Source organism: Companilactobacillus sp. RD055328 (genome assembly GCF_022835675.1).
Lineage (GTDB): Bacteria > Bacillota > Bacilli > Lactobacillales > Lactobacillaceae > BQUT01.
On record NZ_BQUT01000001.1, the window covers coordinates 333,013 to 356,384 of the forward strand.

The window sequence follows — 23,372 nt, forward strand, 5'->3', positions numbered from 1 at the left end:
GCTAACCTAGATTCCCCAAAGAATTTATTCTTGTATTAATAAATGTTATCCTTATTATAATAGAAATGTTGCAAAAAGGTGTATATATATGACTAAAATTGTATTATTCGGAGATTCCATTCTTGCAGGTTCATTGAATGGTAAAACTTCAGATATTTTTACTGATCGAATCAAAAATGATTTCCCAGATGTAGAAGTTATTAATACTTCTATTCCCGGCCACAGAACAAGTGATGCCATTACTCACGTTGATCGTGACGTCGCACAATTAAATGCTGATGCGGTTGTGATTTTCTTTGGTGCTACTGATATTTCAACTGTTAACGAAATGAAACCTGGGCACTTCACTGCTAATCTTGATTATATAATTGAGAGTATTGGTGCAGACAAAATCGTGCTAGTTTCGCCACCTTATGTTGACTTCAAGCGTCAAATACATCGCACTTGGCCTCGTCAAATTCAATTCCAATTGGCTGTTGAACATATTGCTAAAGTTAACAACATACCTTATGTTGATTTAATGACAAAAATGCGTGAGACAGATAATCCCGATAAATTACTACAAGGCGACGGTTTACACTTCACAAATGAAGCTTACGACTTATTAGAAAATGAATTGAGAGATAAAATCAAAGAAGTACTAAAAAAAGGAAGCCATTAGGCTTCCTTTTTTGTTATAGTTCAACATCATTATCAGTTTTTCCAGTTGTTAGTGCTTGGTTGAAGTTCTCATAACTTACTGAAATCATATCTGTTAAAGCAGGTTCAGTGTATGATCCCACATGAGGTGTCATCAAGACTCTTGGATATAAATCACGAAGTTGATCTACTGTTCTATTAGGAAGAGCATCTTCAAACTTGTGTCCAAAAATTCTCTTCTCATCAGGTAAAACATCTGTTGCAAAACTTTGAAGCTTATTACTCAACAAGGCATTTAATACGGCATCATGATCGACTAGTTCTCCACGAGCGGTATTAATAAGAATTGCATTGTCTTTCATTTTTGCTATTGTTTCAGCATTAATCATTTGGTCATTTTGCCCATGGAAGTATGGAACGTGCAATGAAATAATATCAGATTGTGCAAGTAACTCGTCTAACTCTACGAATTCCACGAATTGCTTAGCATATTCTGATGGATATGGATCGTATCCTAATACCTTAGCTCCCATTCCACTGTATAGACTAGCTTCGGTAGCACCAATCTTACCTGTTCCAATAATCCCAACTGTACTAGAATGCACTTCTCTTGAGAATAGATATGATGGCACAGTGAAGTCACCATTAAAGGTATTTTCAGAAGCCATTGCTGTATGATGTAACATCGTCATTCCTAAAGTCATAGCTAATTCTGCCACCGCATATGGTGAATATGCTGGTACTCGAGCAACTTTCATTCCGAATTCTTTAGCAGCATTTAAATCAATATGATTATAGCCAACTGTACGAGTGAAAACATATTTAATATCCCATTCATTTAGTTTTGCTAAATTAACTTCATCAGCCACACAATTAGCTCTTAATAAAACAGCATCTGAACCTTGAGCAGTTGCAATATTTTCATGTGTTAATAAATCTTCAACTAAATTCAATTCATAATCATACTTATTTAAATCTTTGAAATAGTCGACCTCATTAGGTCTAACTCCATAAGCCGTAATTTTAAACATAAATATTCTCCTTATTTAAACAAACCAACTTGATTAAGAATCTCTAACAACGCAATCCAAATTGGTGTAGCAATAACTGCTACTACTGTTGAAATTAATGAAGCGTTGGAAGCTAACAATGCATCTCGGTCAAAACTAATAGCATAAGATGCGGCTACTGTAGCTGTTGGTGTTGCCATCATAATAACTACTGTTGCTAACGCAATGTGATCCACTGGCAAGATATTTGTAGCTGTCAAAATTGCTAATAATACTAAGTTAATTAATGGCACAAGAATAACTTTGTTAAAACTGTAGTACCAAGATGTCTTATCTGAAGCGGCTTTTTTGAATGAAATTGAACCTAAAGTTGCCCCAATTGAAAGCCATGCAAGTGGTGAAGCTAATGCTCCTAAGTAACTTAGTGGTTTGAACAACCAAATAGCTGTTTGATCTATTCTATAAAAAGCAACTTGGATAGTAGCAGCATCTGGCGCCACAACTCCATTAATAGCTTCTTTAACTGTTACCATTGGAGCAAAATCTTGTACCATCCATAAGATTAATCCAGCAAAAGTAGCAATAACAATTGGATTTAAAAACATTTTTTTGATATTACTTACTTCCATCTTCAAGCCTGACATTCTTATGTAAGCATATGAATATAGAAAAATACGGTAACCAATATTAAAAATAGAACTATACATAATACCTTTAGCACCATAAACAGCACCTACAATTGGAATACCAAAGAATGTAGTTGAACCAAAAGTTGTCAAAATGGCTAACACTTCTTTTTTATCCTTTGGATATTTCATATATGAAAAAGGTGTAATAATAATTAAAATTATATAGATTAAAATTCCCCAAATTAAAACACTCATACCTTGTGATAATGTCTTACCATCAATTGGTTGCATAAATGATTTGAATGCTAGAGCAGGTAGTGCAACTGATAAAACAACTTTTGAAAGTGTCTTACCAAAGTCTTCACCAAAAACTCCACGTTTACGTAAATAAAAACCTAACAGAATAATAAATACTGTCGAAGTGATTGAACTAATAATCGACATGTTTGTGAATGTTGCTTCAAGCGCGTCTAATATACTCATAATAATTTCTCCATAATAATGTATTTCTTAAATTTAACAACCTATCCAATATATCATATGCTTGTGAAATTTTGAACAATATTTTAATTTTTCCAACAAAAAAACAACCTTATAGGCTGTTTTAGTTTTCTAACTTATAAAATTCCGTTGGTACTTTTTTAATTAACTGACTTATTTCACCGATTGCTGAAATTGTTAGTGTATGCATTGCTCTTGAAGCAATTGTATAAATTAATTGTTGTTCATCTTCATCAAACTTATCTTTAGAAGCGTCCCAAACAATAACTGCATCAAATTCCAATCCCTTAGCTAAGTATGATGGAATCACCAAGTTCCCTTCTGCAAGTCGTTGGTTTTCAGACTTAATTAGTGTTACTGATTCATCTTTATCTTTTAGTAAATTAGTCAATGCTACTGCGTCATCTAGAGTTTTGGCAATAATTGCCGTTGTATCTCCACGCTGGTCATTAACTTTCAACTGTTTAATAACTGATGATATAGCAGAATCTTCATTCTTATCAACAAAAATATTAGGAACATCCCCATCACGATTAAATGGTTCAATCTTTTGACCATTAGTTAATAGTGCTCGAGTGAATTCAGTTATTTGCTTAGTTGAACGATATGAATGTGTCAACTGAACAACTCGTGTTGAATCTTTATCAAATAACTTCTCTACTCGTGACAATAATGTCTGGCTATTATCCTTAGTGAAGATTGATTGATTCAAATCTCCTAACATTGTATAACGTGCTTTAGGGAAATTGAATTTAAGATATGCTAACTGGAATGGTGTGTAATCTTGTATTTCATCAATAAACATGAAGCGCATATTAAGATCGCCGTGGCGTCCCAATACCAAATCATACAGGTATAAATATGGGGTAATGTTAGTCATCGACATTTTCTTATTCTTAAGACTAGTTTTGAAATCTTCAACATAGTCTTGCCATTGACTTTCGGTAATTTCATATTTACTTAAATCAGTTATTTGTGGCACTGCATTTAAGAAATTAATATAATTTCCAGAAATATTAAAGAAGCGATTACGTTTGATTTTTTTTCTTACATTTTGATATGCAAAATTAACAATCTTCTTAGCCAAGAATTTTTGCTCAGCATCACTAGACTTGAATTCTTGATCAGCAGTTGCATAAAGAGTCTGCAATTCTTCTTTGCTCAAACTCTCAATAGCTTCTGATACCCATTTCGAGCGGATTTCAGAGCCAATCTTGCTATTCAATATTCGTGTCATCTTATCGCGTGTGGCATCCAAGCGATTGCTTAGACGATATTGGTCACCAAAACTATAATAAATTTCGGCAATTCTTTCTTTACTAATAACGACTTCGCCATCACGTTTAATATCGCGGAAACTAATACCAGTTTTACTTAGTAACTCACTATATTTAGTAATTAAGTTAAAGAACTTAGTATCTGAAACAAAACGATTAATATTCTTTCTTGAAGCATCTGTATTATCTTTGAATTGTTGACTTAAATCTTCAACTTTAATATTTGGCAATCGACGCGCTACATATTGTAGATACGTCATTTGTACCATATTCTGTTCACCCATTTCTGGAAGAACATCTTCAATATAATCATTGAAAAGTTGGTTAGGTGAAAACATCACCACTTGACTCGAACTTAAATTCTTTCTGTATCTGTAAAGAAGAAAAGCTACACGTTGCAAAATAGCGGATGTTTTACCTGAACCTGCAGCTCCTTGAACAAATAACAATTGTGAATCTGTATCACGAATTATCTTGTTTTGTTCACGTTGAATTGTAGTAACGATACTTTTCATGTGTGTTGAAGATTTGTCATCCAATACTTCAAGTAACATTTGATCCCCAATTGTTTCTTGAGTATCGAAATAACTCTTAATCTTCCCATTATCAACTAAGAATTGACGTTTCAAGAATAGATCAACTGATTGCATACCATCGGGAGTTTCATATTCAACTTCCCCAAGGTTTCCATCATAATAAATTGATGAAATTGGTGCACGCCAATCATAAATTAAGAAATTATCTTCATCATCGGTATCGGTGAATGAACTCATTCCGATATATACAGTCTCACGTCCACCTTCACCCGGTTCTTCAAAATCTAACCGTGCAAAATATGGAGTTTTTTCTAAACGTTTCAACACTTCTAAACGCTGCTTAGACTGTTGCCAGCTATTATTACGCTCATCAAGCATTTGTTGTTGCTGATGAATAGAAAGTGCTGAATCCATTGATATAGAGTCGTCCCCTAAACCAACATGAACATCGTCATTAAAAGTTTCATGAATTCCTTCAATATCTTCTTTTGCGCGCTCAATACTTTCTTGCATTCGAACTTGACTTATCTTTACTTTACTAACGACTTCGTCAAGTCTCTTCTGTTCTAATTGTTTTTGATTATCTTCGCTCACAAAAGTCCCTCATTTACATAAATTCTGATATTCAATATTAACATTGATTAATTGAAAACGCAATCAATGGTCGTCTTCACACGATGTATCCCAACATTCCAGCCAGAAGACCTATCAGGTAACTACTAATTCCGTATACCAATAATCGTTTGTATTCTTTAGCAAAGAACAATCCCATTAGTTCTGAATTAAATGTCGAAAAAGTTGTAAATCCGCCACAAAATCCTGTTCCTAATAGTAGATACATAAAAGAACTTTCTAAAAAGTTCTTCAATAACATCCCTAAAATAAACGATCCGATAATATTGATTACAAATGTTGCACCAATTTTATAATCTGCTTCTACAAACGGTCCATATTCAGTAAATAAATAGCGACTAACCGCCCCAATAGCAGCACCAACAAAGACTAATAATAAAATCATTACTTAGCCTCCTTTTTAAAAAACATGGCCGTTTTCATACCTAACAAAGCAGCTACGAATCCCAAAACAATACTAGCCAATATGTAAATAACTAAACCACTGTAATTATTTGTAAGATACATTTTCAAAATATCAATAATCATTCCTGAAAAAGTCGTAAAAGCACCGATAAATCCAGTTCCAATAGCAACTTTGATTTTATTGTTTAATTTTAACCCGAGATAGTTATTCCAAATTGGCAAACAAAAGCTTCCTATTATGTTAACCAATAGAGTAACCAAAGGGATTCCCCATACGTTAGGAATACTGATTCCTAATAAATAGCGACACATTCCTCCGAGTCCACCAAATATTGCTATGAATAAAATCGTCATTACATCCTCTTATCTATTCTTAAATAATTCACGTTCCATTGTACTATAATAAAAGAAAAAAGTTCTCATGATATTTCTACGAAAAAATGTGAATTTTCTTATTTTTTAAGCTTCGTTTAAGACGTTCCTCGTATACTATGTTCATAAGTTATAAAGATTACCCCCTATTAGTCCGAATAACTTACTCATTATATTAATACCCCTACAGTTTTTAATTAAATACTTGTTTACCCCTTCAAATATTTAATTTATTCTTATTAGCTCCCCCCCTATTTCTAATAAGAAGCAAAAAAGATTGAATTAATTTTCAATCTTTTTTTGTTTTTAAGCTTCATTTAAGAAAATTTCACTATACTGCACTTATAGGTTATAACGATTACTCCCTATTTAATTGATATAACTTATTCAACCTAGTTGTTGTGTTCCCCAATGCTAGTTCTTCCTCTATAAAATAAAAAGACTTGAGCATATGCTCAAGTCTTTTTATTATTCTTTAACAAAAGTTATATAACTGATAATCATTAATAAAACTACAATTATCATGTATATTGGCATGATAATAATTGTACCATTATGCAAAACACTCATTAGATATGTGAACCCACTAACTAAAATATAATAGCCAAAACTAAAAATACCACTAGCAGTTCCAATTACATCTTCATATCCTTGCAATGCAAGATTAAGTGCATTAGGTAGTGTAATATTTAGACCTAAGAATGTACCAAAAATAGCAAATAGTATTAACCAGAAGCTGTCTAGCCAACTACTCATTAAAAATATTACAGTAAAAACTAGTGCTGCTGTTAAACCAATCTTAACAACTATTGTCGGTGATTTTTTTGTCACTAAATAGTTAGAAATAAATGCACCAGCTATACTTGAAATAGCAAGTACTATACCTAACATTCCATAATTAGCAGCACTCATTTGAAAGTGATTCATGAATAAAAACGGTGCTTCAGCATAATAACTGAACAAAATCCCGTTAATTCCACCAATCAACAAACCATAACTTAATACTACTGGATCGCACAACAACCTCTTAGTTACTCGCCAATAAGAAACACTTTCTTCTGTTGTTTCAACTTGTCTTGTCTCGACTAATCGTAGGCTAGCATATAACAACACTGAAATTGCCATAACAATTAGTATTGAAAACACACTTCTGTAACCGAAGTATGTTTGCGCAACACCACCAATTAATGGTCCTATAGCTGGCGAAAGTGACATTGCTGCACCAACTTTTCCAAAAACTTTGGAACCTTCAATACCGTCAAACGATTCACGCATGATTGTTTGTGTAACTACAGAACCAACGCTGGCTCCAAAAGCTTGAACAAATCTGGCAAATAATAAGAATTCAAAGTTGTTTGCTAACAATAATAAAACATTACCAATTAAATAGACCACAATTCCTTGAATCATCGATTTTCGGCGACCAAATTTGTCAGATAATCCACCCCAAAACAAAACTCCACATGCAAAAGCAATGAAATAAATACTCATAGTCAATTGAATACTCTGAGCATTCACATGGAAGCTTTGTGCTAATGCGGGTAACGATGGTGTGAAGATTGATTCACTTATTTGCGGGAAACCCACCAAAACAATAATTAATAATACAGATGGTACATTTTTACGGACGTTTTTCATTTTTCTCTCCTAGAAATTTAATTTATCGAAAAACGTCCTAAGCGGTGTACTGCTACACAAACGATAATCTTTTCAATTCGCATAGACTCCACCTCCTTTAAAATATTTTGTAATAATACAAGTTCAAGCAATATAACATAAAAAAGACCGACTTTTCAATCGGTCTTGTTTAGATCCCTTTTCTAAATGGCTCTATAGAATTACCAGGTGTAGTGATTATTTGATAAAGCACTAATCCAAAAACAACTAACACCAATATAATCATTAACCACCAAATAAATTTACCTAATGGATGACGAGGGTTAATCCCTATTCCCATACCAAAAGCTTTAGGAACCATTAATGGTTGTATTTTATCAGGAACACCCTTAAAAAAGGATAAGTATTTACGATATGACAGATAAATCAAAGGAACAATCATTAGCATAATGAATATTATAAAAGCCATTAACTCATTTTTCGTACTAATAAATGGTATCAAAATCATTGGTACAAGTAATAGTATCAATGAAACGATTATTCCCTTGTCTATCCATCGATGATTTCTAACATGTTCAATCAACTGATAATCATCACGCACTTGATTAATATATTTTTGATCATCCTTTAACATATAATCAAGCGTTAACCCATACAACTCACTCAAGTCAATCAAAGTTGGAATATCCGGATAATTCTTTCCCATTTCCCAATTAGAAATCATTTGTCGTGAAATGTGAATTCTATCAGCAACTTCTTGTTGTGTTAAATGCAATTCTGTTCGACTATTTTTCAGTTTTTCGCTTAGCATAATCTCACCTCCGATATCAATGTATCCAAGAGCTTAGCTTTATACTAGCAATTATAATTTGCAAATAAATATTTTAACAGCAAACATTATTTGCATTTACCATCTAACACTAATTCTTTGCATTTCATATTTGTTATTTTCAATTTCATCTACCAAAGCTAATGCATAATCAGCATAGCTCATCTTGCTTTCACCGTTTTCATTAACTGTGAATTCTTCACCCGCAATCACATATTTTCCAGTTGCTTCATACTCAGGTGAAAAATCCGCAGCAGGACTAATGTAAGTCCAGTTCACGTTTTGACTTTGTTTGATAATCTCTAACGCCATTCCCATTGCATTAGCTAGTGGCAAGAATGATTCTGGGAAATCTGCTCCTTGAGATAATGTTTGTGTATGTTCCTTATTAGTGAATAAGCTACCTGCTCCACCAACCACAATCAAACGTGTTTTTAGTCCAGTGAATATTTTTATCAAGTAATCTGTTGATGGAAGAAATTCACTAACTTTTTCTCCTCTGAATCCTAAAGCATCAACTACTACATCAAAATTCTTAACATCATCTGTCGTTAATTCATAAACATCTTTCACAAGATATTTTTCTGTATTTGCTTTTTCTTTTGCTCGAACGATTTCTGTCACGTCTATATTACGTCGTTGAGCTTCTTTCACTACCAGAGAACCAACTTGTCCGTTGGCACCAATAACTGCAATCTTCATAATTTTTGTCCTCTTTTCGTCTTTATTAATTTAATTAAAGCATGTAAATATTTTCTAGTCTAAGAATTAGTTTGTAGACTATATCTTTGGTAAAATGGTGTTAGTAATTAGGAGGTCTACTATGGCAAAATATACAGTTTACTTAGTGAGACATGGACAAACTTATTTTAATAAATATAACAAAATGCAAGGTTGGTCAGATTCACCGCTTACACCTGAAGGAACACTTGTTGCACAAACTGCTGCTAAAGCTTTAAAAGATACAAAATTTGATGCAGCTTTTTCTTCTGATGCTAGACGTGCAATCGACACTTTAAAAATCATTACCGATGAAAACATCTCAGATTTAGATCCTAAGAAAATTCCTTCTTTTAGAGAACAATTCTATGGTTATTATGAAGGAATGAACTCTTCTGAGGCTTGGTATATGACTGGTATGCCACATGGCGAAAAAACATTTGGCGACATTATTAAAAAATTCGGAATGGACAAAACAAAAGACTTCATGAAAGATGCGGATCCTTTCAACGACGCTGAAAACGCTGAAGAATACTGGGAACGTCTTAATGAAGGTTTTGATAAATTAGATGAAATTGCCAAAGACGGTGATACTTTCCTTATAGTTAGTCACGGAACTACCATCCGCTCATTGGCTGATCGTTACGGTGATGGTTCATTTGAAATCAAAAGTGGTCCCGCAAATTCAAGTCTAACAATGTTAGAACGTGATAATGGAGTTAATAAAGTAACAAGTTACAATCAAGTATTAAAATAATAAAAAAGAGTGAACTAATTATAGTTCACTCTTTTTTTGTTAGGCTCTAATTCTCTTATCAATTCTATTTGATACCAATGATAAACCAAAACATACCACAAAATACATTACTGACATTGCTAAGAACATTGGAATTATATAGTTAGCGTTCTGTCCATAAATTATTTGTGCATGTTGCATCAGTTCTGGAACCACAATTATCGTTGCTAAGGATGTATCTTTTATTAATGAAATGAACTGACTCACCATGGCAGGAATCATCTTCTTATATGCTTGCGGTAAGATTATATGCCACATAGCTTGTAAATATGTCATTCCTGTTGATCGCGCACCTTCCATTTGCCCTTTAGGAACAGCCATTATTCCCGAACGTACAATTTCGGCAATCATTGCCGATTCAAAGACCGTCATCGCCAAAATTGCGGCCGGGATAGTATCTGGCTTAAAGCCAAAGTTTGGTAAACCAAAGTAGGTAAAGAAGATAATCAACAGCAATGGTAAGTTCCGCAAGATGTCTATGATGAATCCTACAATTTTAGAAATATAACGAATATTGCTATAGCGGATAATTCCTAGTATTGAGCCAACAATAAAACTAAGAATTACCGAGACAACTGAAATCAACACAGTTACACCTAGTCCCATCAGAAGAAACCGCAGATTAATGAATGAATAAGCATCAATAAAGTTTTGCATAATTCCTTTCTCCTAAACTAATCTTTTTTCTAAATATTGCATGTAGTAGCTAAGTGGTAATGTAATAATTAAATACAATAATCCAACAACTAAATAACTGTTTATAGTATCAAACGTTGTGGAAGCAATCGCATTACCCTGATACATCAAATCGAATCCCGCAACAAATGCTAAAACTGAAGAATTCTTTACTAAATTGACGAACTGATTCCCCAACGGTGGGATTACAATTTTGAAAGCTTGCGGCAAAATAATATAACGCATGCTTTGCCAATATGTCATTCCCGTTGATCGAGCACCTTCCATTTGTCCCTTATCAATTGATTGGATTCCTGATCTCACAGTTTCGGCAATAAATGCCGAGGTATAAATCGTTAATCCAATTGTTCCGGCTACAAATCCATTAATCTTAACTATATACATTGGGATTGCGATGTAAAAAAACATCGTGATAACTAATAATGGAATGTTACGGAATACTTCAACGTATATTTTTCCTATTGTTCGTGCTATTTTGTTGGGCAGAACTTCTAAGATGGCGAAGATAGATCCTATGACTAAACTAAACAAAAGCGCCAACACACTAGAAAATATCGTCCATCCAAAACCTGTGAGAAGTTCTGACCAATGACTTGTTATTATATTAATCATCGATATAACTCCTTATAATTGAACCCGGGAACATCCCCGAACCATTTTTTAATTAACTTATTATATTCTCCACTTTTTTCAATCTCTTTAATCGCCTTGTTAGCTTCCTTAGTGAAGCCACTTTGTCCTTTATTAGCTGCAATACTGTAAGGCTCTTTTGTAAAAGTTCCTCCAACAACTTTGAATCCTGGATTTTCTACTGCCATACCGTACAAGATTCCGTTATCTGTCGTTAAAGCATCACCTTGCCCAGATTTCAATGCCGTCATTGCTTGAGCATAATCTTGTAGCTGTAATACCTTAGCTTTTGGTGCAGCTTTTTTAATATTAATTACTGAGTTTGATCCCACAACTCCAAGAACAGTTTTTCCAGCTAAATCATCTGTACTATTAATAGTTGAATCATTAGGAACCAATAAAGACTGTCCGGCATCAAAATACGAATTTGAGAATTCGACAATTTTTGCCCGTTCAGGTGTTGCTGACATAGTTGCAATAATCGCATCTATATTCCCGTTTTTAAGTAAAGGTATTCTTGATTGTGAAGTTACAGTTACAAACTTTGCCTCACTATTCTTACCCAACATCTTCTTAGTAATCAATTTGGCCATATCAACATCAAAGCCTTTTTGCTTACCATCTCGTACATCCTCTAAACCGAATAACTTAGTGTCAGCTTTTACTCCCCAAGTAATAGTTTTAGTCTCACGCGAATTCTTGAGAACTGATTGCTCTGCTAAACTCTTACTTGAACAACCGGCCAACAACATTAACAACATCAGTAACAGAGGAATCAGTCGTAATTTTTTCATTTCACGTCCTCCTTTAATGTGTCAAAATTTTGCTTAAGAATTTCTGAGCACGTTCATTTTTGGGTTTTTCAAAGAACGACTTGGTGTCTGTATCTTCAAGGATTTGTCCTTCGTCCATAAAAATAACCCGGTCAGCAACTTCTTTTGCGAATCCCATTTCATGAGTCACAATTAATGACGTCATATCACTTTGGGCAGTAACTTTTTTAATAACTTGTAAAACATCATCAATCATCTCAGGATCTAACGCACTAGTTGGTTCATCAAATAACATGCATTTTGGCTGCATTGCTAGAGAACGAGCAATTGCCACTCGTTGAGCTTGACCTCCTGAGACTTGCGATGGCATATTCTCTTTCTTATCTGCTAGACCAACCATTTCTAAAGTTTTATCAGCGCGTTTGCGGTTTTCTTCTTCACTTAACTTCAAAACAATTCTTGGAGCTAGCATCACATTTTCCAGCACATTCTTATTGTTATAAAGATTGAAATGTTGGAAAACCATTCCTACATCTTTTCTCAAAATATTAATATTAGTCTTCGGGTTTGATAAATCGTGTCCGTTAACAATTAATTTACCTTCTTGAATATCTTCTAACCCATTCACTGTTCGTGCCAATGTACTTTTACCAGATCCAGAGGGACCAATCAAAACCACGGTTTCACCTTTATTAATAATCAAATCAATATCTTTTAAAGCGTGAAAATTTCCATAATATTTTTGTACACCGTGAAATTCAATCATCGACATAATTAGTACCTCCTGTTTTAGACATGGTTTATTAAAATAATTTTAATCTAGAAAGTTGCCTCGACGCAAGAAAAAAGCATCAAGGCACTTACAAATCTAGTATCATATGGTTACTAATACATGCATGCTTAAGATCCTGTCACTAATGTCAATAATCTGCGCTAGTCTTTTTAATAGTTAAGAAATATTCTTAATTCAAGGAGGAAGTAAAAGTGAACTTAGGATATAAATTTAAGGAATTAAGAATGCAGCAAAATTTAACCCAGGAAGAAGTTGCGAAGAAACTAAACGTCTCACGTGCAACCATTTCTAACTGGGAAACTGGACGTGCCTATCCAGATTTGAATCTATTACTGGATTTAAGTCATTTATTTAATGTATCAGTTGATTCGTTATTAGATAATCCAGTCTTAGTAAACAAGATGTCAACAGATATGAAACACGGGCGTCGTTTCAAAGCGAAATTGCTCCTGATAACATTACCGCTATTAATGTTTTGTATTTTTCTTTCGTGGATATCTTTTGTAACTGCTAATAAATCTATTATAAGTGTCGACCGAATTGAATTGAATTCACAACTACCAAAAGTATTAACCAAAAACACTACGATTAACTTATCGGTTAATACTCCTAATTTTGAAGGAGCTACTGACACTCAACTAACTCAAGTTAAGGATAAAGTTTATATTATTCAATATTCTGAACCTAAATTATTTAATTCTAAAAAAAGCTCAATTAAATTGGGGAACTACAAGAATATAAAAATAGATAAAACCAATCAAATCATACTTGTATCTGGAGGAATCCTTAATTCTGCTACCGGATATTCTGAAGACGAGCTCAAAAATTTACCTAGTCAAAAAATAATCTGGCAAGCAAGCTAAAGCTTCTTACAAAGGAGGAAGTAACAAATGAAAAAATCACGAATCATATCTCTAATTGTATTAATTCTAGTAATTGCTGGTGGTATAAGTTGGCTTATAAACTATACTTCATATATAAAAGTCAGCAATATTAATGATGCAAATATCACGGTTTATCGAAATAAAAATGAAGTATCCATTGCTGCAAAGTCCAAAGTTAAGGGAATGTTCTTAACAACCGAGATGGATGACTCTAATGAATATATTATCTATGAAAAACATTACTTGCCATGGCAAAAACCAAAGAAGGAAGTTTTGTTACCTTATACTGTGAAAGGTGATAAGCTCACACGACCTAGTGAATCAACTATAAAGAATTATCATCCTCTTAAGGTTAAGTTGATCTTTAGAAATGAATCAAAAGAAATTACAGTGTTTAAATAAATTACAAAAAAGGTAGTCTCAATAATTGAGACTACCTTTTTATTAGTATTCTATTTTTTTAAAACAATTCTTTGATATAGCATGGTAGTAATTACGTAATACATTAAGTATAAAATGAAGAATCCAGTAAATGGATAGAAGATTCCTTCATAAGGATGTGGTAATAATGGACCAAACATCTTCAATCCAACTAACACATGAATTACTCCTAAGATTCCAGGAATTAGAAATAGTACTGCTATCTCTTTTTTGATAGATTGTGATAACCATCCGTCACGAACTCCCATTTTTCTCATCATTTCATAGCGTTTAACATCACTAGCTGCACCTGAAAGAATCTTAAACATCAAACAGCTTGCTAACATAGCTAGGAAAGCTATTCCTAAGAACATCCCCATGAATTCTAATCCTGAGAAGATCCCACTTGCTAACTGATAATTTTGATACTTTTGCCCAAACGGACTTGAGTAGTGATGAGCTGCATCATATAGTGCAACTTTTTTAATAGCTGAGATATTTTTGTAGAAGTCTTTTGATTTAATCATTGTAAGCGTTGATGACTTAGCATTTATTTTGGCGTATTCATCTCCGCTTACTACTTTAGCCTGTAAGTCTTCAAATGCTCCCGGAAGTTGATCCCATAATTCTGTTAATTGAATATTTTCAATTTGTTCTTTAGTGCTAAAATTATAATTTAGATATTTAACCTTACTGTCTACATTATTAATACTCTTGCTATAATCTTTAACTTTTAAGTTATGTTGCTTGAATTGATCTTGGTTAAAGACTACTGTTTTGCCACCTTTTAGTGTTTTGTATTCATAAGTAGCTTGTGATTTAACATCAATTTTTGAAACATTTTTTCTTTGTGTCGCATTCATATCATGAACAACTGCATCATAATAATTATTTGAATCAGTAGTTTTTGTTATTAAACCTTTGAATCCAACACCCGTAGTTATAGCACCTAACGCTAAAGCAAAGAGCATCGCTACAACAGATAAGATTCTTGTATAATCAGTAATTCGAAAACCTAATTGTGACAATGTGAAGTTATTTAACTTCTTCATTGAATACTTCTTGTTACTCTTTAATACCTTAATAATCCAACTGAATAACGAATTAATTACTAGATATGTTCCTAATGTAATACCAATCACGGCTGTTGCAAGATATAAATAAACTCCTTGCGCTAAATGTAACATTGCATAATAACCAATACCTAAAGAAACAACACCGATAATTGCTTGAATTAATTTACCCAAACCAACTTTTTTGATTCTCGTTGGTTGTTTTTCACTGTTTAACAATTTCAAAACGTTTGTTCTACGTAGACTAATACCATTTCTCATCGCTGCGATTGCAAAAATCACTACAAAGAATAGTAAGGTATATATAACTGCCGGTAAATAGAATGCATTGAAATGTTTGATTTGCATATTCAAAGTATCAATTAACCATCCACTTAATACTTGAGTTAATCCAACACCAATAAGAGTCCCTACTAATGTTGAGATAGTACCGATAACTAAAGTTTCCACAAAAATCATACGACTGATTTTGCTTCCTCTAGCACCTAACATCATAAACATCCCGTATTCACGCTGACGCATACTCAATAAGAATCCGTTAGCATAGACGATATACACTAATGTAATGATTGCTAAGAGCACTATCCCAAAACCAAAAATCACAGAGGTTACTGATGATGGTGAGTTCTTAACTAAGAAATCCTTATTAGTTGCTAACGACATAAACATATAAAAAATGGCCGCAGAAATCATTAACCCAGAGAACAAAACACTATAATCTCGTAAGCGGTTCTTAATCCCGCTTAATGCTAATTTGTTTAACATATTTATCTCCTATTCTGCAAAAGTTCCAAGTGAATCTAATATTTCTTGATAGAATTCACTTCTTGAACTAGCACCTCGTTTAATTTCTTGATCAATTTTTCCGTCTTTTATAAATAAAATTCGGCTACAATAACTTGCTGAGAATGGATCATGCGTAACTAATAATATAGAAACATCATCTTCTCGATTAATTTTTTCCATTGTTTCTAGTAATGCACGGGCACTCTTTGAATCTAATGCTCCAGTAGGTTCATCACCGAATAGTATTGCTGGTTCATGAACCAAGGCACGAGCAGAAGCAACACGTTGTTTTTGTCCCCCTGATAATTCAGTAGGATAATGATCCAATATTTCTTCCAATCCTAATTTTTTAGCAATTTTATTTACCGCTTCAGAAATATCTGAACTCTTACGTCCTTGAAGTGATAATGGCAAGGCAATATTTTCATAAGCTGTTAAATTTTCTAACAAATTGAAATCTTGGAAGATGAACCCAACTTCGTGAGCACGGAAGTCTGCCATTTGATTCCCCTTCAACTTAGTTACATCTTTACCATTGATAGTTACTTCGCCACTTGTTGGCTTATCTAAAGTCGATAAGATATTTAATAGTGTTGTTTTACCAGAACCTGAAGCTCCCATAATTCCAACAAATTCACCATTCTCAACTTCAAAATCTATATCAGATAGAGCTTTGTAGTGTTTTTCGTTTTTCGATCCATAAATTTTTTCAATATTTTTTACTTGTACAACATTCATAATAATCATCCCTCCATTTATGTGTACCACTATACTAATACACTAAAATTAATTTTACAAGTTATTTTTAACAAAATAAAAAATTGTTGTATAATCTTAAAGTTGTGTTTTAAATTTATATAATAGAAAGAAGGACAATCCGATGCCGCAAGAACAATTTGAACTAGGTTCGGAAAAGAAGTATATTAGCTGGCCAGTTATCGCCCTAATGGACTTCGTAACAGTTATTGGCTTTGATGATATTATCTATAATTTCCAAAACCAAGGACTAGGAACAATTACAACTTGGATTTTAATGCTATTTTTATTCGTTATTCCTTACGAAATGATGGTGGGTCACTTAGGATCCGTATTTAATAAAGAAGGTGGAGGTCTTTCATCTTGGGTACGTGGTACTTGGGGTGACACTTGGGGTTATGTTGCCGCTTGGACTTATTGGGTCGTAGGTTTACCTTACTTGGTTGATGTTGCTAACTCAATGATCGTATCATTTGGTTGGCTAATCAATGGTGACCCTTCTATGCAAGATAATATGAGCAACAGTCTTTTCGCTTTACTTACAGCACTTATTTTTACTTTATTTATTTTTATTCAGCATCGTTTACGTAATTCCTTACAATGGTTAGGAATTCTTGGTGGTGGTGCTATGTTTATAATGACTATCTTGTATGTCATTATGACCTTTGCTTATCTTGGCAAAGGTGGTACTCCTCATTCACAACCATTTACTTTTAAATCAATTATTCCAAAATTCAATTTTCAATACTTCACAACTCTAGGGCTCTTCATCTTTGCCATGAATGGTTCTGAATATATTGCCCCATATGTTAATAAGATGAAAAACGGTGGTCGTGATTTTTCTAAAGCTATGTGGATGCTAGCTATTATGACCGGATTCTTAACTGTATTAGGATCATTTTCACTAGGAATCTTCTTTAACGCTCATGACTTACCTCATGATTTAAAAATGAATGGTTCTTACTATGCTTTCCAATATATGGGTAATGAATTCGGTGTGGGTCAATTATTCATGTATATCTTCTCAATAACGCAAGCCATATATATGATGGCCCAACTTGCTGTTCTAATTGACGCCGGTACAAGAATGTTCTTCTCAGATACTGCTAAGAAATTCTTACCAGAAGGTCTTACTAAGACAGACAAACGTGGACTACCTATTAATGGTTATTGGTTAACAACAGCAATCTGTACTATTATTTTGATCCTTAGTGCTACTTTGCCAAATATGAATTCTATCTTTAATCAACTATTGAACTTGAACGGAATTGTTTCACCGTTTGCAACTTGTTTCTTGTTCACTTCATTTATTACAGTTCGTTTAAGACAAACAGAATTCCCATCAAAATTTGTTTTTATTAAGAACCGTAAACTTGCCTTAGTAGTTGGTTGGTGGTGTTTAATCTTCACCTTCTCATTTGCTTGTTTATCAGTTTTCCAAATCGATGAACCTTTTGGATCAACAGCTTATTGGCACGTAATTGTGCTTAACATAGTTGAACCATTAATTATGATTGCAATTGGTGTCTTGCTACCATTCATCGCTAAGTATGAACGCAATCACAGTGCTACAGTTAACAAGCGTAATCTAGCTGTCTTCTATACATTAGGAGCAACATTAATTACATTTACAATCATTCCTTTGTTTAGAATTTCTAAACGTAATACTATTAACTCAGCTATGATTTCTAATATCGAATTAGCAATTGAAGTACTTATAGTTTTAGGTGTTGCCGCTACCGGCTTCGTTCTTGGTTACCGCGCATTTAAACAAAGTAAAGAATTAGCTTAATTCAAAACAAAAAAGAGAGTGAATTAATATTCACTCTCTTTTTTTGTTTGCTATTTAATTAGTCTCTATTACCCAATAATCTTAAAATGCTCATGAATAAGTTAATGAAGTCTAGATAAATGTTTGTCGAACTTGATAGTGCCAACAACCACCAAGATTTTGAACTGTCGCTAACACCATCGCGTAATTTAGCTAAGAATTGAACTTTTATCATTTGATTATCGTAAATAATATACAATGTAAAAATCAAAATATTAGCTAATAAAATACCCATTGTTAGCCAACTGTTATGAACAAAATTACTAATTATCATCATAACTATAACCGCAATTAGAGCTCCAAATAATGGGCCACCCCAAGTAGTATAGTTCTTCTTGGTTACTAATCCATAAACTGCAGTTGTTATATAAATAATTGATGTAGCTGCCAATGCTTCATAAACAACCAAAGAATTATATACGTAAGGAATTATTCCTAATGGAATACCAATTACTGCAATAACTGCTAACGTCAATAGCACACTTAGTCCAACTGATTCACTGCGTTGTGCTCTATTTAATAATGCAAATACTCCAAAAATTACTAATATTAATGGAATACCCATGCCGGCGTACATAACCGATGTTATTTGTCCTAATAATTGTGGTTGCGTACTCATGAAATAAGCAACTAATCCTGTTAAGAATAGCTCCACGATAAAGATTCCGTAAGTACGTGCAACATGTTGTTTCAACTTACTTAATTCATTATCTTCCGCAGCTATCTTACTAGCTTCGCTCACAAAATGTGATTTCTCAACGATACTTGAGCCCGTGTTGTTTTTTAAATCATTCAAATCTTTTGGCAAATATTTAACCTCTTTTTTTATTTAATATATATCATACTATACTTTAATAATTTTATTATACTATTTAGTACTTATTGCTGTTTCTAAAGCAATATTAATCATGTCGTTAAAAGTAGTTTCACGTTCTTTTGACGTTGTTTCTTCACCAGTTATTATATGATTACTGATAGTTAGAATTGATAGAGCTTTGACATCATACTTAGCAGCTAATATATATAATGCTGCAGTCTCCATTTCACATCCCATTATGCCATAGCTAGCCAGTTTTTCTCTATTGATTTCATCATTATAGAATCTGTCTTCAGTTAGAATATTACCTACTTTGACTGAAATGTTTTTATTTTGTGCAATCTTTGCAGCTTCTGCTATCATTTCAAAATCAGCTATTGGTGCAAAATGAATACCATTATCAAAGATATTTTCTGCCATAGCAGAGTCTGTACTTGTTGCTTGGGCAATTACAACATCACGAACATTAATATTCTTGCCAATTCCACCCATTGTTCCAACACGAATTAACTGTTTTACTCCGTAGTTTTGAATTAATTCTGTCGCATAAATTGACATAGAAGGCATTCCCATCCCGGTAGATTGAACGGATATTCGGACTCCTTTATACATTCCGGTATATCCAAAAGCATTTCTAACTGTATTATACTGTGTAACATCTTCTAAGAATGTTTCAGCAATATACTTAGCTCTTAATGGATCTCCTGGTAATAAAACAATCTCAGCAATGTCATCTCTTTGTGCATTAATATGTGTACTCATAAATTCCATCCTTTAATTTAATTGACTTAAAAAACTAGTTCCAACATTATTATTCAATCCAAAATTATCTAGTATAGTCGCTCCTAAATCTGAAAATGTACTTCGAATACCTAAAGATCCACTTTCTTTCATACTTGGTGAATAAACAAGTAACGGTACATATTCTCTAGTGTGATCAGTCCCCCTAAATCCGGGATCATTACCGTGATCAGCAGTAACAATTAACAAATCATCAGGATTCATCTCATCTAAAAACTGACCAAGTTGTTCATCAAACTTAATTACAGCTTGTCCAAAACCCTCCAAATCACGGCGGTGACCATACATAGCATCGAAATCAACCAGATTAGTAAAGCTGAATCCATGAAAATCTTGTTTTTGATTCTCGATTGTTTTGTTCATTCCATCTTCATTACTAATAGTATGAACTTCTGATGTAATTCCATTGCCAGAAAATATGTCATTTATTTTTCCAACAGCCAAAACGTCTAACCCAGCTTCTGATAATATATCTAAATCTGTTTTAGAAGTGGGTTGTAATGCATAATCATGTCGATTAGCGGTTCTAATGAAGTTGTTTGTATCAGTTCCAACATAAGGACGAGCAATTATCCGCCCTATTCGATAAGGTTTATCAATTGTTATAGAGCGAACATATTCACAAATTCTGTACAATTCATTCAGTTCGATTTTTTGTTCATGAGCAGCTATTTGCAACACGGAATCGCCCGACGTATAGACAATTAAGTCGCCTGAAGCTAGTTGTTGTTCTCCATAATCACGAATAACTTCTGTTCCCGAATATGGCTTATTTACGATAACTTTTCTATTACTAAACTTTTCGATTTTTTTAATCAGTTCTTGAGAAAAACCATTAGGGAAAAATCCTAGTTCTTCTTTCACCGGAAGACCCATCATTTCAAAATGTCCATCCATACTGTCCTTACCAACGGACACTTCTTGCATTTTTCCAAAATATCCTAAGGCTGGATTCATTATTTCGATACCAGTAAGTGGATTATCTTTTCTAATATTCCCTAACCCTAGTTTGGTCAAATTAGGTATTTTAAAATTATCATCATAATACTTAGCAACATGTCCTAAAGTATCAGCACCATCGTCGTGATATTTCACTGAATCTGGACACTCACCAATACCCACCGAATCCATTACAATTGTAAATACTCGATTGTAAGCCATTATCTGTCTCCTTTTTTAATAAACAACATAGCTCAATCTACTTCATTATAATACTTCTTTATATTATCACTAAAATAGTACCACCCTCGTTCTTTTAGTTAAGTTCAGAACATGTTACTATCATTAAGAAAGTAAACGCGATAATCCTAGGCGTTGAGGTATTTATGAACGAAGAATTTACAAAAGTTATCACAGCTGGTGTTAGTCATTTACAAGAAGATTTTGATTATTCAATGACAGAATTAAAATCATTGTGCGAAGCTAATAATATGGAAGTTGTTGATACAATCAAACAAAATCTTGACCAAGTTGTTGGTGCAACTTATTTTGGTAAGGGTAAAGTTGAAGAACTAGAACATTTAGCTACTGATAGTGATGTACAAGTTATCGTTATTAATGATGAACTATCACCATCACAAATCAGAAACCTTGAAGAACAAACCGGGTTAACTATTATTGATAGAACTGAATTGATTCTACAAGTCTTTGCTAGTCGAGCTCAGACTAAGCAATCAAAGCTACAAGTAGAAATCGCTCAATTACAATATGAGTTACCAAGAATTCACCCATCTGGTAATCCTCTAGATCAACAAAAAGGGGGATCAGGTACTAACCGTGGTGCTGGTGAAACAAAACTCGAACTTGATCGAAGAGTTATCCGTAATCGTATTACCTATCTAAAAAAGCAGCTACAAGAAATTGATCAAAATTTAGAAACTCAAAATAAAAAACGTAAAGAAAATTCAATTCCTACAGTTGCTTTAGTTGGTTATACTAACTCTGGTAAATCAACTACCATGAACGCACTATTAAACAAGAGTGTTAGTTCAAATGAAGATAATAAAGTCTTCGAAAAAGATATGTTATTTGCTACTTTAGATACCTCAGTTCGTAATATTACATTAGCCGATAACACAAAGTTCTTGCTATCAGATACAGTTGGTTTTGTTAATAAATTGCCACATAACTTAGTTGAATCATTCAAATCTACTTTAGCTGAAGCTAGTGATGCAGATTTAATCATTCAAGTAATTGATTTCTCAGACCCTAATTTTGATAAAACAATAGCTGTCACTGATCAAACGCTTAAAGAAGTTGGTGTTGTTGATAAGCCAAAGATTATTGCTTACAACAAAGCAGATTTGAAGGATATTTCTTATCCTCAAATCGAAGGTGGCGACCTTTACTATTCAGCAATGGATGAAAAATCTATCGACACTTTAATTGATTTAATAAAAGAACATATTTTTAAAGATCAAAAAATTGGTAAATTTTTGATTCCATATACTGATGGCAATATTGTTTCATATATTAACGAAAATTTGGACATAATTAGTCAAATGTACAAAGATGACGGAACCGAGTTTGAATTGCGCTTAAGCCCTTTAGAATATAAAAAACTTGCGGTATACTTAGTTTAGCGCGCTTTTGAAAAACTTTAGGAGAAAACAATGAAGGAAACTGTATTATTACAAGAATATATCGATATTTATGTCTCAGCAATTAAATATATTGAAGACCTCGTGTCTAAACCCACACAAGAATACGGTTTGTCTTTCGAACAATTTTTAATTTTACAAGAAATAAACACTGATAGTTCTATCAGTTTAAAGGACATTGCCGCTAAACGTCATGTAACTCGTGGAGCAATTTCGAGGCAAGCCGGAGTTTTGATTAAGAATAACTATATCAAGCAAGAAATTGATCCCGAAGATCGTCGTCGTATGATTTTACACTTAACTGAAACCGGTAGAAAAGTTGTTGACGATCTACTACCTAAAATTAAAACTCGCTTTGAATCTTGGATCGACGCTTTTGGTGAAGATAAAGCACGTGAAATGTTAAATTTAATGAATGAGTTTAAACAAAAAGTAATGATTGATGCTGGAGAATTGTAAAAAGAACTACCATATTAATGGTAGTTCTTTTTCTTATACTCTTTTTTAGCAAAGAAAAAAGGATAACTCTTTTGAGTTATCCTTTTGCA

24 protein-coding genes are annotated in these 23,372 nt (G+C 33.2%); 7 read left to right on the forward strand and 17 right to left on the reverse strand.

The genetic code is table 11. The features are described from left to right. The first annotated feature begins 88 nt into the window (after positions 1–88). On the forward strand, positions 89–661 hold the full coding sequence (locus RD055328_RS01725; protein ID WP_244087101.1) for a GDSL-type esterase/lipase family protein: 573 nt from the start codon (positions 89–91) through the stop codon (positions 659–661). A gap of 13 nt (positions 662–674) precedes the next feature. On the opposite strand, the gene RD055328_RS01730 is transcribed toward RD055328_RS01725, so the two are convergent. The 8 genes from RD055328_RS01730 to RD055328_RS01765 all read right to left on the reverse strand — a co-directional run bounded on the left by RD055328_RS01730 (position 675) and on the right by RD055328_RS01765 (position 9,150). Further along, positions 675–1,670 (reverse strand): NAD(P)-dependent oxidoreductase, encoded by a 996-nt coding sequence (locus tag RD055328_RS01730; RefSeq protein ID WP_244087102.1) that lies wholly within the window; start codon positions 1,668–1,670, stop codon positions 675–677. A gap of 11 nt (positions 1,671–1,681) precedes the next feature. After that, the gene (locus tag RD055328_RS01735; protein WP_244087103.1) at positions 1,682–2,761 is read right to left on the reverse strand and encodes an AEC family transporter; all 1,080 of its coding nucleotides are present in this window, start codon (positions 2,759–2,761) and stop codon (positions 1,682–1,684) included. 121 nt (positions 2,762–2,882) lie between these two features. Continuing rightward, on the reverse strand, positions 2,883–5,186 hold the full coding sequence (helD, locus tag RD055328_RS01740) for an RNA polymerase recycling motor HelD (protein ID WP_244087104.1): 2,304 nt from the start codon (positions 5,184–5,186) through the stop codon (positions 2,883–2,885). A gap of 76 nt (positions 5,187–5,262) precedes the next feature. Further along, positions 5,263–5,610 (reverse strand): CrcB family protein, encoded by a 348-nt coding sequence (locus RD055328_RS01745; RefSeq protein ID WP_244087105.1) that lies wholly within the window; start codon positions 5,608–5,610, stop codon positions 5,263–5,265. Continuing rightward, positions 5,610–5,984, reverse strand: a complete 375-nt coding sequence (locus tag RD055328_RS01750) for a CrcB family protein (protein WP_244087106.1) — start codon at positions 5,982–5,984, stop codon at positions 5,610–5,612. The genes RD055328_RS01745 and RD055328_RS01750 overlap by 1 nt, the downstream gene beginning before the upstream one ends. A 486-nt stretch (positions 5,985–6,470) precedes the next feature. After that, a complete protein-coding gene (locus RD055328_RS01755) occupies positions 6,471–7,640 on the reverse strand; it encodes a multidrug effflux MFS transporter (protein WP_244087107.1) in 1,170 nt (389 codons plus the stop codon). Between the two features lie 169 nt (positions 7,641–7,809). Continuing rightward, positions 7,810–8,430, reverse strand: a complete 621-nt coding sequence (locus tag RD055328_RS01760; RefSeq protein ID WP_244087108.1) for a helix-turn-helix domain-containing protein — start codon at positions 8,428–8,430, stop codon at positions 7,810–7,812. Positions 8,431–8,526: 96 nt separating this feature from the next. After that, positions 8,527–9,150: an NAD(P)-dependent oxidoreductase gene (locus RD055328_RS01765; protein ID WP_244087109.1), complete on the reverse strand. Its 624-nt coding sequence runs from the start codon at positions 9,148–9,150 to the stop codon at positions 8,527–8,529. Between the two features lie 121 nt (positions 9,151–9,271). Between RD055328_RS01765 and RD055328_RS01770 the strand changes: the two genes are divergently transcribed. Then, a complete protein-coding gene (locus RD055328_RS01770; RefSeq protein WP_244087110.1) occupies positions 9,272–9,925 on the forward strand; it encodes a histidine phosphatase family protein in 654 nt (217 codons plus the stop codon). 39 nt (positions 9,926–9,964) lie between these two features. On the opposite strand, the gene RD055328_RS01775 is transcribed toward RD055328_RS01770, so the two are convergent. Genes RD055328_RS01775 through RD055328_RS01790 form a run of 4 tightly spaced genes read right to left on the reverse strand, consistent with a single transcriptional unit; the run spans position 9,965 to position 12,835 of the window. Next, positions 9,965–10,621 (reverse strand): amino acid ABC transporter permease, encoded by a 657-nt coding sequence (locus tag RD055328_RS01775; RefSeq protein WP_244087111.1) that lies wholly within the window; start codon positions 10,619–10,621, stop codon positions 9,965–9,967. A gap of 12 nt (positions 10,622–10,633) precedes the next feature. Then, a complete protein-coding gene (locus tag RD055328_RS01780) occupies positions 10,634–11,272 on the reverse strand; it encodes an amino acid ABC transporter permease (RefSeq protein WP_244087112.1) in 639 nt (212 codons plus the stop codon). Next, the gene (locus tag RD055328_RS01785) at positions 11,269–12,084 is read right to left on the reverse strand and encodes a glutamate ABC transporter substrate-binding protein (RefSeq protein ID WP_244087113.1); all 816 of its coding nucleotides are present in this window, start codon (positions 12,082–12,084) and stop codon (positions 11,269–11,271) included. The genes RD055328_RS01780 and RD055328_RS01785 overlap by 4 nt, the downstream gene beginning before the upstream one ends. Positions 12,085–12,097: 13 nt before the next feature. After that, positions 12,098–12,835: an amino acid ABC transporter ATP-binding protein gene (locus RD055328_RS01790; protein ID WP_279593894.1), complete on the reverse strand. Its 738-nt coding sequence runs from the start codon at positions 12,833–12,835 to the stop codon at positions 12,098–12,100. A 212-nt stretch (positions 12,836–13,047) separates the two neighbouring features. Here RD055328_RS01790 and RD055328_RS01795 point away from each other — a divergent pair, with 212 nt between their 5' ends. Both RD055328_RS01795 and RD055328_RS01800 read left to right on the forward strand, forming a co-directional pair. Further along, positions 13,048–13,719 (forward strand): helix-turn-helix domain-containing protein, encoded by a 672-nt coding sequence (locus RD055328_RS01795; RefSeq protein WP_244087114.1) that lies wholly within the window; start codon positions 13,048–13,050, stop codon positions 13,717–13,719. A 27-nt stretch (positions 13,720–13,746) separates the two neighbouring features. After that, positions 13,747–14,142, forward strand: coding sequence for a hypothetical protein (locus tag RD055328_RS01800; protein ID WP_244087115.1), 396 nt, complete (start codon positions 13,747–13,749; stop codon positions 14,140–14,142). A gap of 50 nt (positions 14,143–14,192) precedes the next feature. Here the strand turns inward: RD055328_RS01800 and RD055328_RS01805 are convergent, their stop codons facing one another. Together RD055328_RS01805 and RD055328_RS01810 are read right to left on the reverse strand one after the other, a co-directional pair. Further along, a complete protein-coding gene (locus RD055328_RS01805) occupies positions 14,193–15,998 on the reverse strand; it encodes an FtsX-like permease family protein (protein WP_244087116.1) in 1,806 nt (601 codons plus the stop codon). Between the two features lie 9 nt (positions 15,999–16,007). Beyond that, positions 16,008–16,766 (reverse strand): ABC transporter ATP-binding protein, encoded by a 759-nt coding sequence (locus tag RD055328_RS01810; RefSeq protein ID WP_375708057.1) that lies wholly within the window; start codon positions 16,764–16,766, stop codon positions 16,008–16,010. A 133-nt stretch (positions 16,767–16,899) separates the two neighbouring features. Here RD055328_RS01810 and RD055328_RS01815 point away from each other — a divergent pair, with 133 nt between their 5' ends. Beyond that, the gene (locus RD055328_RS01815) at positions 16,900–18,567 is read left to right on the forward strand and encodes an APC family permease (protein ID WP_244087117.1); all 1,668 of its coding nucleotides are present in this window, start codon (positions 16,900–16,902) and stop codon (positions 18,565–18,567) included. Positions 18,568–18,625: 58 nt separating this feature from the next. Here the strand turns inward: RD055328_RS01815 and RD055328_RS01820 are convergent, their stop codons facing one another. From RD055328_RS01820 to RD055328_RS01830, 3 genes are read right to left on the reverse strand one after another with little or no spacing between them, the layout of a single operon-like run. After that, the gene (locus RD055328_RS01820) at positions 18,626–19,414 is read right to left on the reverse strand and encodes a Bax inhibitor-1/YccA family protein (protein ID WP_244087118.1); all 789 of its coding nucleotides are present in this window, start codon (positions 19,412–19,414) and stop codon (positions 18,626–18,628) included. A gap of 60 nt (positions 19,415–19,474) precedes the next feature. Next, the gene (deoD, locus tag RD055328_RS01825; RefSeq protein ID WP_244087119.1) at positions 19,475–20,185 is read right to left on the reverse strand and encodes a purine-nucleoside phosphorylase; all 711 of its coding nucleotides are present in this window, start codon (positions 20,183–20,185) and stop codon (positions 19,475–19,477) included. Positions 20,186–20,197: 12 nt separating this feature from the next. Beyond that, positions 20,198–21,385, reverse strand: a complete 1,188-nt coding sequence (locus tag RD055328_RS01830) for a phosphopentomutase (protein WP_244087120.1) — start codon at positions 21,383–21,385, stop codon at positions 20,198–20,200. Positions 21,386–21,549: 164 nt separating this feature from the next. Between RD055328_RS01830 and hflX the strand changes: the two genes are divergently transcribed. Together hflX and RD055328_RS01840 are read left to right on the forward strand one after the other, a co-directional pair. Then, positions 21,550–22,806 (forward strand): GTPase HflX, encoded by a 1,257-nt coding sequence (hflX, locus tag RD055328_RS01835; protein ID WP_244087121.1) that lies wholly within the window; start codon positions 21,550–21,552, stop codon positions 22,804–22,806. 30 nt (positions 22,807–22,836) lie between these two features. Further along, positions 22,837–23,283 (forward strand): MarR family winged helix-turn-helix transcriptional regulator, encoded by a 447-nt coding sequence (locus tag RD055328_RS01840; RefSeq protein ID WP_244087122.1) that lies wholly within the window; start codon positions 22,837–22,839, stop codon positions 23,281–23,283. The last annotated feature ends 89 nt before the right edge of the window (positions 23,284–23,372 follow it).